The organism is Rubrivivax sp. JA1055 (assembly GCF_020966565.1).
GTDB lineage: Bacteria > Pseudomonadota > Gammaproteobacteria > Burkholderiales > Burkholderiaceae_C > Rubrivivax > Rubrivivax benzoatilyticus.
The window spans coordinates 400992-417043 of sequence record NZ_JAJKFP010000002.1 but is presented as its reverse complement, the minus strand read 5'-3'; the positions used below and the strand labels follow the sequence as shown (position 1 = coordinate 417043).

General features: G+C 72.8%; 9 protein-coding genes. 5 read left to right on the top strand and 4 right to left on the bottom strand.

Annotated elements, in window-relative coordinates:
- The first annotated feature begins 5 nt into the window (after positions 1–5).
- Positions 6–3140 (top strand): efflux RND transporter permease subunit, encoded by a 3135-nt coding sequence (locus LOC65_RS05050; RefSeq protein WP_230246836.1) that lies wholly within the window; start codon positions 6–8, stop codon positions 3138–3140.
- Positions 3137–4558: an efflux transporter outer membrane subunit gene (locus tag LOC65_RS05045; protein ID WP_230246835.1), complete on the top strand. Its 1422-nt coding sequence runs from the start codon at positions 3137–3139 to the stop codon at positions 4556–4558. The genes LOC65_RS05050 and LOC65_RS05045 overlap by 4 nt, the downstream gene beginning before the upstream one ends.
- A 95-nt stretch (positions 4559–4653) precedes the next feature.
- Here the strand turns inward: LOC65_RS05045 and LOC65_RS05040 are convergent, their stop codons facing one another.
- Positions 4654–5358: a response regulator gene (locus LOC65_RS05040; RefSeq protein WP_230246834.1), complete on the bottom strand. Its 705-nt coding sequence runs from the start codon at positions 5356–5358 to the stop codon at positions 4654–4656.
- Positions 5351–6811 (bottom strand): ATP-binding protein, encoded by a 1461-nt coding sequence (locus tag LOC65_RS05035; protein WP_230246833.1) that lies wholly within the window; start codon positions 6809–6811, stop codon positions 5351–5353. The genes LOC65_RS05040 and LOC65_RS05035 overlap by 8 nt, the downstream gene beginning before the upstream one ends.
- A 127-nt stretch (positions 6812–6938) precedes the next feature.
- On the opposite strand from LOC65_RS05035, the gene LOC65_RS05030 reads away from it, so the two are divergent.
- From LOC65_RS05030 to LOC65_RS05020, 3 genes are read left to right on the top strand one after another with little or no spacing between them, the layout of a single operon-like run.
- Positions 6939–8816 (top strand): efflux RND transporter periplasmic adaptor subunit, encoded by a 1878-nt coding sequence (locus LOC65_RS05030; RefSeq protein WP_230246832.1) that lies wholly within the window; start codon positions 6939–6941, stop codon positions 8814–8816.
- On the top strand, positions 8813–10771 hold the full coding sequence (locus LOC65_RS05025) for a MacB family efflux pump subunit (protein ID WP_230246831.1): 1959 nt from the start codon (positions 8813–8815) through the stop codon (positions 10769–10771). Before LOC65_RS05030 ends, LOC65_RS05025 begins: the two co-directional genes overlap by 4 nt.
- Positions 10772–10777: 6 nt before the next feature.
- Entirely contained in the window at positions 10778–12181 is a 1404-nt protein-coding gene (locus tag LOC65_RS05020) for an efflux transporter outer membrane subunit (protein WP_230246830.1), read from the top strand.
- A 6-nt stretch (positions 12182–12187) separates the two neighbouring features.
- Here the strand turns inward: LOC65_RS05020 and LOC65_RS05015 are convergent, their stop codons facing one another.
- Together LOC65_RS05015 and LOC65_RS05010 are read right to left on the bottom strand one after the other, a co-directional pair.
- Positions 12188–13588 carry a class I SAM-dependent methyltransferase gene (locus tag LOC65_RS05015; RefSeq protein WP_230246829.1) on the bottom strand — a complete coding sequence of 467 codons (1401 nt, stop codon included), beginning with the start codon at positions 13586–13588 and terminating at the stop codon, positions 12188–12190.
- An 80-nt stretch (positions 13589–13668) separates the two neighbouring features.
- Positions 13669–15867: a FepA family TonB-dependent siderophore receptor gene (locus LOC65_RS05010; protein ID WP_230246828.1), complete on the bottom strand. Its 2199-nt coding sequence runs from the start codon at positions 15865–15867 to the stop codon at positions 13669–13671.
- Between the last annotated feature and the right edge of the window lie 185 nt (positions 15868–16052).

Below are 16052 nucleotides of genomic sequence, written 5' to 3'. Positions count from 1 at the left end.
GCACGATGCCGCGCTTCTTCATCGACCGCCCCATCTTCGCGTGGGTGCTGGCCATCGTCGTCATGCTCGCCGGCGCGCTGTCGATCAGCACGCTGGCGCTGGAACAGTACCCCGACATCGCGCCGCCGCGCGTGAGCGTCAACGCCACCTACCCCGGCGCCTCGGCCAAGACGCTGGAGGACTCGGTCACCCAGGTCATCGAGCAGCAGATGACCGGCCTGGACGGCCTGCTGTCGATGGCCTCGACCAGCACCTCCTCGGGCAGCGCGCGCATCACGCTGAGCTTCGTCTCGGGCACCGACCCCGACGTCGCCCAGATGCAGGTGCAGAACAAGCTGCAGCAGGCGATGACCCAGCTGCCGCAGGCCGTGCAGGACCAGGGCGTGACGGTCACCAAGGCCGGCACCGACTTCCTGCTCATCGTCGCGCTGTACTCCGAGGACGGCAGCGCCGGCGCGGTGCAGATCGGCGACTACATCAAGTCCAGCCTGGTCGACACGATCAGCCGCATCGACGGCGTCGGCGAGGTGCAGACGCTGGGCACCGGCCACGCGATGCGCGTCTGGCTGAACCCGGACAAGCTGGCGAGCTACGGCCTGATGCCCTCGGACGTGACGAGCGCGATCACGGCCCAGAACGCCCAGGTCTCGGCCGGCCAGGTCGGTGGCCTGCCGGCGGCGCCCGGCCAGCAGCTCAACGTGACGATCACCGCACGCAGCAAACTGCAGACGGTCGAGCAGTTCGAAGCCGTGGTCGTCAAGTCGGCGGCCAGCGGCGCCGGCGTGCGCCTGGCCGACGTCGCGCGCGTCGAGCTCGGCGGCGAGAGCTACACGATCCGCACGCGTTACAAGGGCCAGGCCTCGGCGGCGATGGGCGTGCGCCTGGCCTCGGGTGCCAACGCCATCGCCACCGCCAACGCCGTCAAGGCCAAGATCGCCGAGCTGCAGCCGGGCTTCCCGTACCAACTGCAGACGGCGATGACCTACGACACGACGCCGTTCGTGAAGATCTCGATCGAGGAGGTCGTCATCACGCTGGCCGAGGCCGTGGTGCTGGTCGTGCTGATCATGTACCTGTTCCTGCAGAGCTGGCGGGCGACGCTGGTGCCGGCGATCACGGTGCCGGTGGTGCTGCTCGGCACCTTCGGCGTGCTGGCGGCCTTCGGCTACTCGATCAACAGCCTGACGATGTTCGGCATGGTGCTGGCGATCGGCCTGCTGGTCGACGACGCCATCGTCGTCGTCGAGAACGTCGAGCGCCTGATGGCCGAACGCGGGCTGTCGCCGCGCGAGGCGACACGCGAGTCGATGCAGGAGATCACCGGCGCGCTGATCGGCATCGCGCTCGTGCTGGCGGCGGTGTTCATCCCGATGGCCTTCTTCGGCGGCTCCACCGGCGTCATCTACCGCCAGTTCTCGATCACGGTGGTGTCGGCGATGCTGCTGTCGGTGCTGGTGGCGATGACGCTGTCGCCAGCGCTGTGCGCCTCGGTGCTCAAGCCGCTGCCGCCGGGCGAGCACCACGCGGCGCACAAGGGCCTGCTGGGGCGCTTTTTCGGCGCCTTCAACCGCGGCTTCGACCGCGGCAGCGCCGGCATGCAGCGTGCCGGCGCCACGCTGCTGCGGCGCAGCGGCCGCGTGATGCTGGTCTACGCGATCCTGCTGGCGGCGATGGCCGTGCTCTACGCCCGGCTGCCGACCTCCTTCCTGCCCGACGAGGACCAGGGCGTGCTGATGGCCGAGGTGCGGCTGCCCACCGGCGCCACCGACGAGCGCCTGCGGGCCTCGCTGAACCAGGTCGAGAACTGGCTGTCGCAGCAGGCCGACGTCGACGGCTACACGCTGATCTCGGGCATCGGCGGCGACCAGGCCACCGGCAACGCCTTCATCCGGCTCAAGGACTGGAGCGAGCGCCGCGGCCACGGCCAGAGCGCCGCCGAGTTCGCGCGCCGCGCGAACAAGGAGCTGGCGGCGCTGCGCGACGCGCGTGTCTTCGTGATGCAGCCGCCGACGGTGCGCGGCCTCGGCTCCTCGGGCGGCTTCACCGTCGAGCTGCAGGACCGCGGCGGCCTCGGCCACGAGGGCCTGAAGGCGGCGCGCGACGAGTTCCTGAAGCTCGCCCGCCAGAACCCCAAGCTGGCCCAGGTGCGCATCAGCGGCCTGGACGACGCGCCGCAGTTCAGCATCGAGATCGACGACCGCAAGGCCGGCGCGCTGGGCCTGTCCACCAGCGACATCAACAACACGCTGTCGGTGGCGCTGGGCGGCAGCTACGTCAACGATTTCATCGACAAGGGCCGGGTGAAGAAGGTCTACGCCCAGGGCGACGCGCCCTACCGCATGGCGCCGGACGCGATCATGCAGTGGCGGGTGCGCAACGACGCCGGCCAGATGGTGCCGTTCTCGGCCTTCGCGAGCACGAAGTGGAGCTACGGCGCGCCCAAGCTGGAGCGCTACAACGGCATGGGCGCCTTCGAGATCGTCGGCGAGGCGGCCGCGGGCGTCAGCTCGGGCGACGCGATGAAGGCCGTCGAGCAGATCGTCGCCCAGCTGCCGGCCGGCGTCGGCATCGAGTGGGCCGGCCAGTCCTACCAGGAACGGCTGTCGGGCTCGCAGGCGCCGGCGCTGTACGCGCTGTCGGTGCTGTTCGTGTTCCTGTGCATGGCGGCGCTGTACGAGAGCTGGTCGGTGCCGTTCTCGGTTCTGCTGGTGGTTCCGCTGGGCGTCGTCGGCGCGCTGGCGCTCACGACGCTGGCCGGGCTGCACAACGACGTCTATTTCCAGGTCGGCCTGCTGACCACCGTCGGCCTGTCGGCGAAGAACGCGATCCTGATCGTCGAGTTCGCCAAGCAGCGCCAGGAACAGGGTGCGGCGCTCGTCGACGCGACGCTGGAGGCCTTGCGGCTGCGGCTGCGGCCGATCCTGATGACCTCGCTGGCCTTCATGTTCGGCGTGCTGCCGCTGGCCATCGCCAGCGGTGCCGGCGCCGCCAGCCGGCGCGCCATCGGCACCGGCGTGCTCGGCGGCATGGCCACCGCGACGGTGCTGGGCCTGTTCTTCGTGCCGGTGTTCTACGTGCTGGTGCGCGGCTTCTTCGACCGGCGCCGCGGCGCCGCCCCGACCGCGGAGGTACGGGCATGAACACGAGCATCCGATTCGCCGCGCGCGGCCTCACGCTGGTGGCGCTGGCCGCGCTGACGGCCTGCGCCAACCTGGCGCCCGAATACACGCGGCCCGAGGCGCCGGTGCCGGCGGCCTGGCCGCTGGGCACGGCGGCCGGCAGCGCGCTGCCCGACGGCCGCGACGTCGTCACCGACGCGCGCCTGCGGCGCACGATCGAGCTGGCGCTGGACAACAGCCGCAGCCTGCGCCTGAAGCTGCTGGCCATCGAGCAGGCGCGAGCGGCCTACCGCATCCAGGCCGCCGACCGGCTGCCGACGCTGAACGCCACCGGCGCGCAGAGCGCCTCGCGCACTCCGGTCGAAGCCAGCAGCAGCGGCCAGATCGTGCATTCGCGCACCTACAACGCCAACATCGGCGTCTCGGCCTTCGAGCTGGACCTCTTCGGCCGCGTGCGCAACCTGTCGGAGTCGGCGCTGGAAAGCTACCTCGCCACCGAGGAGGCGGCACGCAGCACGCGCATCGCGCTGGTCGCCGAGGTCGCCACCGCGTGGCTGACGCTGCAGTCCGACCAGGCGCAGCTGGCGCTGTCGCGCAGCACGCTGGACAGCCAGCGCACGACCTACGAGCTGACGCGCCAGCGCCATGCGCTGGGCGCCGACTCGGCGCTGACGCTGGCCCAGGCCCAGACCTCGGTGGAAGCCGCACGCCGCGACGTCGCCGCCTACGAGGCCACCGTCGCGCAGGACCTGAACGCGCTGCGCCTGCTGGTCGGCGCCGAGCTGCCCGCCGACGCCCTGCCGCCGGACGCCGCGCCCGGCGCCGAGGCGACGGCGCTGGTGGCCGTGCCTGCCGGGCTGCCGTCGACGGTGCTGCAGCGCCGACCCGACGTCATCGCCGCCGAACACAGCCTGAAGGCGGCCAACGCCGATCTCGGCGCGGCGCGCGCGGCGATGTTCCCGACGATCCAGCTGACTGCCGCCACCGGCAGCGCCAGCCGCAGCCTGTCGGACCTGTTCAAGGGCGGGGCCTGGTCCTTCGCGCCCTCGGTCAGCCTGCCGATCTTCGACGGCGGCGCCACGCGCGCCGGCGTCGCCCAGGCCGAGGCCGCGCGGGCGATCCAGGTCGCGACCTACGAGCAGACGGTGCAGACCGCGTTCCGCGAGGTCGCCGACGCGCTGGCGGTGCGTGCCACGATCGCCGAGCGCCTGGACGCCCAGGCGGCGCTGGTCGACGCCAGCGAGCGCGCCTGGCGCCTGGCCGACGCACGCTGGAAGGCCGGCGCGGCCAGCTACCTGGACGCGTTGGACGCCCAGCGCACGCTGTACGCGGCGCAACAGACGCTGGTCACGCTGCGCCTGGCCGAGCAGAGCAACCGCGTGCGGCTGTTCGAGGTGCTGGGCGGGGGCTGGGAGGCCGAGGCGGACAGCACGGAGTGATCGCCGTGAACCGTCTCATCGCGGGGGCAAGCGGGTGACGAGGGCCGCGCCCGGCCGCCGACGACACGCTGGCCTGACAGCCGTCCGCCGGCGCCTCAGCCGGCGCGCTCGGGCTGGTAGCGGTAGCCCACGCCGTACACCGCCTCGATCAGGTCGATGCCCGGGCGCACGTCGTCGATCTTGCGGCGCACCTTCTTGACGTGGCTGTCGATGGTGCGCCAGTTGACGACGCGCTCGCTGGGGTAGATGTGGTCCATCAGTTGGTCGCGGGTGAAGATGCGCCCCGGCTGGCTGACGAGCACGTGCAGCAGCTGGAACTCGATGGCCGTCAGCCCCAGGTCCTGGCCGTCGAGGCGGGCAGTCCAGGCCGCGGCGTCGAGCACCAGCGCCTCACTGGCCTGCGGCTCGGGCGCCGAAGTCAGTGCACGCGTGCGCCGCAGCGCCGCCTGAACCCGCGCCACCACCTCGCGCGGGCTGAAGGGCTTGCAGACGTAGTCGTCGGCGCCGCAGTTCAGCCCGGCCAGGCGGTCGGCCTCGTCGACACGCGCGGTGAGCATGATCACCGCCGGCCCGCGGCCGTGGGCGCCGCCGTCGCGCAGCGCTCGGCAGATGTCCAGCCCGTTGCGCCCGGGAAGCATCAGGTCCAGCAGGATCAGTTCCACCGGATGCCCGTCCAGCCAGGGCAGTACCTCGTCGCCGCGCGCCAGGCGGTGGGTCTCGTAGCCGGCGTGGCGAAGGTACTCGTCCAGCGCCTGGGCGATCTTGTCCTCGTCCTCGACGATCAGCACGCGTTCAGTCATCGGCAGGTTCGTCCAGTCGCGCGAAGCGCAGGGTCCAGCGCAGGCCGCCCAAGGGGCTGGCGTCGGCCAGCATCGTGCCGCCGTGGCCGGTGACGATCGCGTGCACGATGGCCAGCCCCAGGCCGGAGCCGCCGCCGGCGCGCGAGCGCGAGTCCTCGACGCGGAACAGGCGCTCGGTCAGGCGCGGCAGGGCGTCCTCGGGCACGCCGGGCGCGCTGTCCTCCCAGGTCAGCACGACCTCCTCGCCCTCGACGCGCACGGCCACGCGCAGCTGCATCGGCGCGTGCGTGTAACGCAGGCTGTTCTGCATCAGGTTGCCGAAGACCTGGGCCATGCGGTCGGGGTCGGCATGGATGACGCCGCCGGGTTCGAGCGCCTGCTGAAGCGTCGCGTCCGCCGGCAGCTGGGCACGCTGATCCTTCAGGTACTCGCGAACCAGGCCGGCAAGGTCCAGATGCTGCAGCCGCATCGACAGCGCGCCCAGGTCGGCCAGCGACAGCAGCCGCAAGTCCTCGACCAGGCGCGACAGCCGCAGCACCTCCTGCGCCAGCGAGGCCAGGGTGTCGGCGCTGGGCCGGCGCACGCCGTCGACCAGCGCCTCGATCTCCACGCGCAGCGTCGTCAGCGGCGTGCGCAGTTCGTGGGCGATGTCGGCGATCCAGCGTTCGCGGGCGCTCTTGGCCGCGTCCAGGCTGGCGGCCATGCGGTTGAAGTCGCGCGCCAGCTCGGCCAGCTCGTCGTGGCCGCGCACGCCGATGCGCACCGTGTAGTCGCCGTGCGAGACCGCCGCAGCGCTTTCGCCCAGCGCGCGCAGGCGCAGCGTCAGCCAGCGCGAGATCCAGGCCGCGGTCAGCAGGACGGCCAGCAGCATGCCCACGGCGATGAAGCCGAACTTGCGGTTCTGCTGCTGCTGGAAGACCTGCTCCAGCGAGGCCACCATCGACAGCCGCGGCACGTAACCGAGGAAGCCGACGGTGCGCCCACCGACCTCGATCGGCCGCAGCACCGCCTGATCCTGCCGGTTTGGCGGGCCGAGCAGGCGCTCGCGCGAGGCATCCAGCAGCAGGATGCGCGGGTCGATCGTCACCGGCGGCAGCGGCGCCGCACCCGGCGGCGCGATGGCCGGCGCCTCGGGGCCGAAGCGCCGGCTGCGCGTGACGCCGAGCATCTCGTGCAGCAGCCGGAACCAGCGGTCCTCGTCGTCGGTGAGCCAGCGCCAGTCGCCGTGCTCGCGGTAGCCGTCGGCCAGGCGCGCGACGACCGGGGTCAGCCGCGCCTCCTCGCTGTGCTGCAGATACTCGACGAAGCCGCGCTCGAAGCTCCAGCTGTAGACCAGCGACGCGGCCATCACCAGCACCACGTTGGCGCCGGCGATGGCCAGGAAGAGCTTGACCCGCAGGGAGTCGAGGTGGCGCAGCCAGGACTGCAGGCTCGGCATCGGGACACGAGGCATGACGCGAGCTTAATCGGCGGCAACCGGTGCGCCGCCAATGCCCCGGCGGCCGCCGCGCCGTGCGAATTGCCTGCACATTCGTTTGCCAGCATGACTGCCGTACCCACTCCTTCGCGGCATCCCGTCCATGCAATCCAAAACCACCCCTGCCGCAGCGGCAAGTCCGGCCCGGCGCCGCTGGCTCGGCTGGGGAGCCGCCGGCACGCTGAGCGCCGCGGGCGCCTGGTGGCTCGCCGACCTGTGGCGCGGCGACGCCGGCCGCGACGCCGGGCCGCTGCTGGCGACGGTGCAGCGCGGCAACATCGAGGATCTGGTCACCGCCACCGGCACGCTGCAGCCGGTGCGCTACGTCGACGTCGGCGCCCAGGTCTCGGGCCAGTTGCGCCAGCTGCACGTGCAGGTGGGCTCCGAGGTGCGCGAAGGCGACCTGCTGGCCGAGATCGACGCCGACGCCGCTGCCGCGCGCGTGGACGCCTACCGCGCCTCGCTGCGCCAGCAGCAGGCCAACCTCGTGCAGCAGGAGGTGGCGCTGGAAAAGGCGCGCCGCGATCACGAGCGACAGCGCCGGCTGATGGCCGACGACGCGACGACGGCGCAGGAGCTGGTCGACGCACGGTCGGCGGCGCTCAGCGCGCAGGCCCAGGTCGACGCCACCAAGGCGCAGATCGAGCAGATCGAGGCGACGATGCGCGTCGAGCAGACCAACCTCGGCTACACGCGGATCTACGCGCCGATCTCGGGCACCGTGGTCAGCGTCACGGCCCGTCAGGGCCAGACCCTCAACGCCAGCCAGCAGGCACCGACGCTGCTGCGCGTGGCCGACCTGTCGCTGATGAGCGTGCAGACCCAGGTGTCGGAGGCCGACGTCGGCCGGCTGTACGCCGGCATGCCGGCCTACTTCACGACGCTGGGCAGCCAGGGCCGGCGCTGGAGCGGCCGCCTCAAGCAGGTCGAGCCGACGCCGACGGTGACCAACAACGTCGTGCTCTACAACGCCGTCTTCGAGGTGCCCAACCCGCAGCGCGAGCTGATGACGCAGATGACGGCGCAGGTCTTCTTCGTCGCGCGCAGCGCCGAGAGCGTGCTGACGGTGCCGGTGGCGGCGCTGCAGCAGCGCGCCTCGGCGCTGCGCGACGCGCCGCGGGGCGCGCCGGCGGCGTCCGCGGCACGCGGTGAGCGCGGCGAGCGCCGCGGGCCACCGCCTGCCGCCTCAGCCTCCTCCGCCGCGGGTGCACCCACGGCGCCCGGAGAACGCGGCGAGCGCCGCGGGCTGCAGGCAGGCTCGGCCGCCGCGGCGCCTGCGCCCAGCCGGCCGGCTGCGGCAGGCGCTGCGCCGCAGCGTCCGGCCTCCGCGCCTGCCGGGCGGCCGCCGGCAGGCGTTGACGCCGCGCCAGAGCCTCGCCGCGGCACCGCGCCGCTTTGGGGCGGGCGCGAGGGCGAGGCCCCGGCCGGCGAGCGCCGTCCCCGCACACCGGAAGGCAACGACGGCGGGCCGCGCAGCGACTGGCAGACGATGGACCCCGAGCAGCGCGCGGCACGGCGGCGCGAACGCATGGCCGGCGGCGAAGGCGCGCCGCCGCCGCGTGCCGACACGGCCCCGCAGACGCCGCCGCCGCGCGCGGCCACGCCGCCTGCGGCCCCAGCGGCTCCAGCAGCCGCTGGCGCGACCCGGGCGGTCGACCGCGGCGTGTGGGCCGGTCCGGCCGGCGCCACCCGCGCGGCAGTGCCGCAGCGCGCCGTCGTCAAGGTGGCCAACGAGCAGGGCGCGATCGAGGAACGCGAGGTGCTCGTCGGCATCGGCAACCGCGTTCACGTTCAGATCCTGCAGGGACTCAATGAGGGCGAGAAGGTCGTCGTCGGCCAGCGCCAGCCCGACGGCGCGCGGCCGCGTGGCGGCGACGGCTCGCAGGAGCGCCGCGCCGGCGCCATGGGCGCTGCCGGCATGGGCGCGATGGGCCCGGGCGGGCCGGGCGGCGCGATCGGACCGATGGGGCCCGGACGGTGAGCGGCGCGAGCCCCGACGTCGAGCCGCTGATCCGCCTGCGCGGGGTCACCAAGACCTACCGCAACGGCGAGCTCGCGGTCGCGGTGCTGCACGGCATCGACCTGGACATCCACGCCGGCGAGTTGGTGGCGATCATGGGCGCCTCGGGCTCGGGCAAGTCGACGCTGATGAACCTGCTCGGCTGCCTGGACCGGCCGACCGGCGGCGAGTACCGCTTCGCCGGCCGCGACGTCGGCGCGATGGACGCCGACGAGCTGGCGGCGCTGCGCCGCGAGGCCTTCGGCTTCATCTTCCAGAGCTACAACCTGATCGCCACGGCGAACGCGCGCGAGAACGTCGAGGTGCCGGCGATGTACGCCGGCTGCCCGGCAGCCGAGCGCCAGGAGCGCGCGCTGCGGCTGCTCGGCGAGCTCGGGCTGTCCGATCGCGCCCACCACCGGCCCAACCAGCTCTCGGGCGGCCAGCAGCAGCGTGTGTCGATCACCCGCGCCCTGATGAACGGCGGCCACGTCATCCTCGCCGACGAGCCCACCGGCGCGCTGGACAGCCGCAGCGGCACCGAGGTGATGCGGCTGCTGCGCGAGCTCTCCGAGCAGGGCCACACGGTGATCCTGATCACCCACGCGGCCGAGGTCGCGCGCCACGCCCACCGCGTCATCGAGATCCAGGACGGGCACATCGTGCGCGACCCCGGCCCGGCCACGGCGCCACGCGCCGACGCGCTGGCGCAGCCGTCGCGCCCGGCACGGCTGGCCGGCACCGCAGCGGACCTGATGGAGTCGGCGCGCACCGCGCTGCGGGCGCTGCGCTCCAACCTGTTCCGCGCAGTGCTGACGCTGCTGGGCATCGTCATCGGCGTCGGCTCGGTGATCACGATGCTGGCCATCGGCGACGGCGCCAAGCGCCAGGTCATCGAGCGCGTCAGCGCGATGGGCTCCAACCTGCTGCTGGTGCGCCCCGGCGCGCCCAACCAGCGCGGCTTTCGCGATACCTCCACGCTGGTCGAGGCCGACGTCAAGGCGATCGACGAGGAGCTGCCCAACGTGCTCGCGGCGATCCCCGAGCAGTCGAGCACGGTCACCCTGCGCCGCGAAGGCAAGGACCTGAGCACCAGCCTGAACGGCACCTCCGCCAAGTTCCCGCTGGCGCGCCAGTGGGGCCTGGCCGAAGGCACCTTCTTCAGCGCCGAGGACGAGAAGAGCTATGCCACGGTGATGGTGCTGGGCGGCACGGTCGCGCGCGCGCTGTTCCCCGACGGCGAGTCCGCGCTCGGGCAGTACGTGCTCGTCAACAACCTGATGTTCCAGGTCATCGGCGTGATGGCCGACCGCGGCGCATCGCCCACCGGCCAGGACCAGGACGACGTCGTGCTGGTGCCCTTCTCCACCGCCCAGCTGCGGCTGTCAGGCCAGCGCGCGCTGCGCAACGCGACGATCGCGGTGGCCGACGTCGCTCGCATCGACGAGACCCAGGCCGCGGTGGAAGCGCTGCTGGCGGCACGCCACGGGCGTGTCGACTTCCAGATCCGCAACATGGCCTCGATCATCGACACCGCCTCCGAGACCCAGGACACGCTGACGCTGATGCTGGCGGCCATCGCCGCGATCTCGCTGCTCGTCGGCGGCATCGGCGTGATGAACATCATGCTGGTCAGCGTCACCGAGCGCACGCGCGAGATCGGCATCCGCATGGCCACCGGCGCGCGCATGCGCCACATCCTGCAGCAGTTCCTGGTCGAGGCGGTGGTCGTCTCCGGCCTCGGCGGGCTGCTCGGCGTGGCCGGCGGGCTGGCCGCGGTGGCGCTGGTGCAGGCCTTCGGCACCGCCGTCGAGTACGCCGCCGCGCCGGTGCTGCTGGCCTTCGGCTGCGCCTTCGCCACCGGGCTGGTGTTCGGCTTCCTGCCGGCGCGCAAGGCCGCGGCGCTGGACCCGGTGGTCGCCCTCGCCTCCGACTGATTCCCGATGAGCTCACGCACGACCCTCTGCCGCAGCGCCCTGGCGCTGGCCGCCGCCACGCTGCTGGCCGCCTGCGCGACCGCCCCCGAGCCGGCGCCCGAACGCCCCGCCGTCCCGGACGGATGGCGCCAGGCCGGCGACAGCTCTGCCGCCGCCGACGCCACACGCGTCGACGAAACCTGGTGGCAGTCTTTCGGCTCGTCGCGGCTGGGCGGCTTCATCGCCGAGTCCGACGCGCACAACAGCGACCTGCGCATCGCGCTGGAGAGCGTGCGCCAGGCCGAGCTCGCGCTGCGCGTGGCCGGGGCCTCGCGCTGGCCGACGGTGGGTGCCAGCGCCTCGTCCTCGCGCACCCGCACCGACCCCGACGGCGGCAGCGCCAGCACCAGCCGGCGCAGCAGCGCCGGCCTGTCGGTGAGCTACGAGGCCGACCTCTGGGGTCGCCTGGCCGCCGGCGTCGACGCCGGCGAAGCCACGCTGGCGGCCAGCCGGCTGGACCTGCAGGCCTCGCGCACCAGCATCCGTGCCGGCGTGGCCGCCAGCTACTGGGGCTGGCTGGCCGGCGCCGAACGGCTGCGCGTGGCGCGCGACAACCTGGCCGCGGCGCGGCGCATCCTGACCATCGTCGAGGCCCGCCATGCCGGCGGCGTGCAGACCGCGGTGGACGTGGCCCAGCAGCGCACGCTGGTGCGCCAGCGCGAGGCGGCGCTGATCCCGCTGGAGCTGGCGCTGCAGCAGGACGCCTCGGCGCTGGCGCTGCTGCTCGGGCGGGTGCCGCAGCAGGCGCCCGAGCTTGGTGACGAGGCACTGACCGCGATCCGCGTGCCCGAACTCGCCGCCGAGCTGCCCGCCGAGGCCCTGTCGCGACGCCCCGACGTCGCCGCGGCCGAGGCCCGGCTGGCCGCGGCCGACGCCGACGTGCGCGCGGCGCGCGCCGCGCTGCTGCCGACGCTGACGCTGTCGGCCAGCGGCACGCTGGCCAGCGACGTGCTCCTCGACCTGGCCGACCCGACGCGCAGCGTGGCGCTGGCCGCCAGCCTGGCGCAGACCCTGTTCGACGCCGGCCGGCGCGACGCCGCCGTCGAGCAGAGCCGGTCGGCGCGGCGCGTGCTGATCGAGCGTTATGCGGCGACGCTGCGCATCGCGCTCAAGGAGATCGACGACGGCCTGGGCCGGGTGCGCAGCGCTGCGCGCCAGGAGGCGGCGCAGGCCGCGGTCGTCGAGCAGGCCGAGCGAGCGCTGCGCCTGGCGCAGACCCGGCTGCAGGCCGGCGCCGGCGACCTGCTGACGGTGCTGCAGGCGCAGCAGACGCTGTTCTCGGCCCAGGACACGCTGGTCACGCTGCGCCTGGAACGGCTGAACGCCGCCGTCGACCTGTGCGTCGCGCTGGGCGGCGGCTGGCGCGGCTGACGCACATCAGCGCACCCGGCAACCCAAGGCGGCCAGCCGTGGCCCCGATGCTGCCGGGGCATCGGGAAGCGCGGAGCCGATCGCCGGGGCGACGCGCCAGCGCCCGGCCAGCCCCGGTTCGCGCGCCAGGGCCTCCTCGAGCGCCGCGGCACGGCGCATCTCGATCGCCGATCCCGAGGCCGGCCAGTCCGGACGCACGAACTGCAGCCAGCCGGCCCACGCCAGGGTCTGCAGCAGGACGCTGAGCACGCCCGGCTGGGCCGCGAAGGCCGGTGCGCGCGCGATGTCGGCGTAGGACGCGACACCGTCGTGCAGCGCGGCCAGCAGCGGCGCGACCAGGGCCATCGGCAGCGTCACCGGGCCGATGCGCGTGTCCAGGCGCAGCTCGCCCTGCGGCGACGGCGCCACCGGCGCCTGCGGCGTGAGGCACACGCGCTGCGCCAGCAGCGCCGCGCGGTGGCGGTCATCGCCGAGCAGGTTGCCCTCGCGGTGGGCGCGCAGGAACAGGTCGCGGCGCAGCGTCTGGTTGCGCGCGAGGTCGCGGGCGGTCTCCAGCAGTGCGGCGTCGGCGCCCTCGCGCTGCAGCTTCGCCAGCAGCGGCTGGCTGGCCGCGGGCAGCGAGACGGCGTCGATGTTCTCCAGCGGCGTCGCGCTGCCCGCCCACTCGCAGCCGGCGGCGGCGAAGTCGGCCATCACGTCGGCGACGTGCAGCGCGTGCCAGTGGCTGCCGAGGAACTCGTGCGCGAGCTGGCGCGCGTCCTCGGCGTGCAGTCGCTGCAGCTCGCGCAGCGCCGTCGGGTGCTCGGTGAAGTAGCCGGCGCCGCCGTCGGCCAGCGCCTGCAGCAGCGCCAGGCCGGCCGGCACGCGCGCGACGGGGCTGCCCTCGCCGGCCAGCGTCATCAGCCGGCGCGCGGCGGCGAACGAGGCACCGCCGGGCTGGCTCATGTAGCCGAGGCAGGCGACGCCGCCGGGCACGAGGCTGTGCTCGACGATGCGCCGCATCGCCCGGCGACGGTCCGGCGCGACCCACGAATACACGCCGTGCGAGACGATGAAGTCGCAGGGGCCGAGCGGCGCGTCGGTGCGGGCCGCGAGCGTGTCGAAGTCCAGGCACTCGAAGCGCACGTTGTCCAGGCCGGCGGCACTCGCCACGGCCTGCGCACGTTCGATCGCGCGCGGGTCGGCGTCGACGCCGACGAAGCGCCCCAGCGGGTGGGTGGCCGCGCCGACCAGCGCGCCCAGGCCGGCGCCGCAACCCAGGTCCAGCCAAGTGAACGGCCGCCTCAGGTCCGGGGCGCGACGGCCGAGCGCCGTCAACACGGCGACGAGCCACGCCGGCATGGTCTCGCGGTGGAAGTGGACGGGATAGTCGACAGCGGCGAGCTCGCCTAGGGGGCCGTGGTTCATCGGCGGTGAATGCAAAAAGCCGGCGGAGCGCTGCCCCGCCGGCATGGTCTCGGTAGGCCGCGAGGCTGCCGCGGCGGGGCTCAGAACTTCGCCGAGTAGCTGACGTAGAAGCCGCGCCCCGGCTCGTTGTAGGTCGCCGCGCCGGCGTTGTCGGTGCTGCTGGACTCGCGCGTGATGATCTTGTCGAACAGGTTGGTCACGCCAAAGGACACGCGCTGGTGCTTGTCGAAGGCGTAGCTGCCATTGATCTCGAACAGCGAGTACGAGCCCTGCTCCTTCAACCCCGCGGCCGTCGCCGGGTCGTTCTTCTGGTTGACGGTGCGCGGCGCCTGCCGCCCGTAGAAGGTGCCGATCAGCTGCGCCGAGAACTGGTCGTTGGCGCGCCAGTCCAGGGTGCTGTTGAGCGTGTACTTCGGGATGATGGAGATCGGCTGATCGGTGTCCTTGCTCTTGTTGCTGAACATCCAGGTGACGTTGTTGACCAGCTTCAGGTCACGCCCCTTGGGCCCCATCAGCGGCACGCTGAGACTGCCTTCCAGGCCGTGGACCAGCGCCGGCCCGAGGTTGAGCCACTGCGTCACCCAGTAGGTGCCGATCTGCGTCGACTCCACGGCGCCCAGCGCGGTGCCGATCTTGTTCTTGTAGTCGTTGCGGAAGTAGGTGAGGCTCGCGTCCCAGCCGTCGTCGGGCGCCCAGGCGACACCGATCTCCTTGTTCACGCTGATCTCGGCGTCGAGGTTCTCGTTGCCGCGGATCTGGCACGGGTTGAAACCCGAGGGGCAGCCGCCGCCCATGCTCTGCCAGTAGTAGTACGGGTTGGTCTGGTAGAGGTTGGGCGCCTTGAAGACGCGCGCGATGCCGCCCTTGAGCATCCACTGCGGCGACAGCTCGAAGCTGGCGTTCAGGCTCGGGCTCCAGTTGTTGCCGAACTGGTCATGGTGGTCCAGGCGCAGGCCCGGGGTCAGCACCAGCGACTGGCCGATGCCGATGTTGTCCTCGACGTAGAAGGCGGCCGTCTTGGCCTCCATCACCCGGTAGGCAGCGGCCGCCGGGTCGCCCAGCGTGCCTGAGGTCGTCTGGATCGCGTTCGGGTCGTCCAGGCGCTCCGAGCGGTACTCGAACCCGGTCGTCAGTACCTGGCGCTGCTCGCCGATCGTCAGCGGCGTGTGCAGTTCGGCGTTGAGGAACCAGTCGCGCAGATCGGAGGTGACGCTGCTCACCGGCGTCGAGCAGTTGCCCTCGGTGCCGCCGACCGAGCCCTTGCGGCAGTTGGCGGTGCGCGTGTCCTCGTACTGGAGCACGATGCGCGAGTCGCCCAGATCGCCCCACCGGGCCTTGTGCGTCACGGCGGCGGTCTGGCGGTAGACGCGGCGCACCTCGTCACCGATCAGTTCCTCGGTCGGGTTGACGCCGGTGACGCTCTCGCCGGTGTAGATGTTGCCCTGGCGGCTGAAACCGGACTCGAACTCGAACACCTGGTCGGGCGTGGCCTGCCAGCGCAGCAGGCCGTTGACGTCACGGTTGCGCCGGCCTTCGCGACCGGCGGCGAGGAAGTTGCCGTCTTCGTCGGTGTTGACGGTCGCCGAGTCCTCGTCGGTCTTGGCGACATTGCCGTAGACGCGGAACGACAGGTTCTCGCTGATCGGGCCGTTGACGCTGAAGCCCAGGCGCTTGGTGTTGCCGCCATCGTCGACCACGCTCTTGTAGGCCGTGATCGAGCCGCCGAAGGTCTGCGCCGGCTTCTTGGTGATGATGTTGATGACGCCGCCGGCGGCGCCCGAGCCGTAGCGCGCCGCCGCCGGACCGCGGATGACCTCGATGCGCTCGATCTGGTCGACCGGCACCCAGTTGGTGTCGCCGCCGGTGTCGCGCTCGCCGTTGCGCCGCATCTGCGTGCCGGTGCGCGACATCACGGGCTTGCCGTCGACGAGGATCAGGGTGTTCTCCGGACCCATGCCACGCAGGTCGATCTGGCGCTGGTTGCCATAGGCGCCGGAGGCGCTGTTGCCGGTGAGGTTGACACCCGGCTGCGTGCGCAGGATGTCGGCCAGATCGTTGGCCGGCGGCTTGCGCGCCAGATCCTCGTCGGTGATCACCGACACGCCCAGCGACTGCCGGAGCTCCTCCTCGGCCGTGGCGACGGCACGGACCTCCTTGAGCGTGCCGGCGTCCTGCGCCTGCTGCGCGGCCAGAGGCATGGCCAGCAGCGCGAGGCTGACGGCGGAGACGGAACGTTTGACGGCGAAGCGCGAGGGCGCGTTCTGGATGAGTGCGGACATTTTTATTCCTCCTGGGGCCCGTCCCTTCGGGCAAGTCAAATCAGCTCGGGCGTGGCGCTGACCTCGGGTCGCGACGCCCTGCGGTATCGCCTGCTCGGCGATATCCGCGCGAATGCGAATCGTTTCTTCTTTGGCGCGTGTCTCTCCTCGTGCGGTACCGTCGTGGTGTCGAGAAATGGAACGGC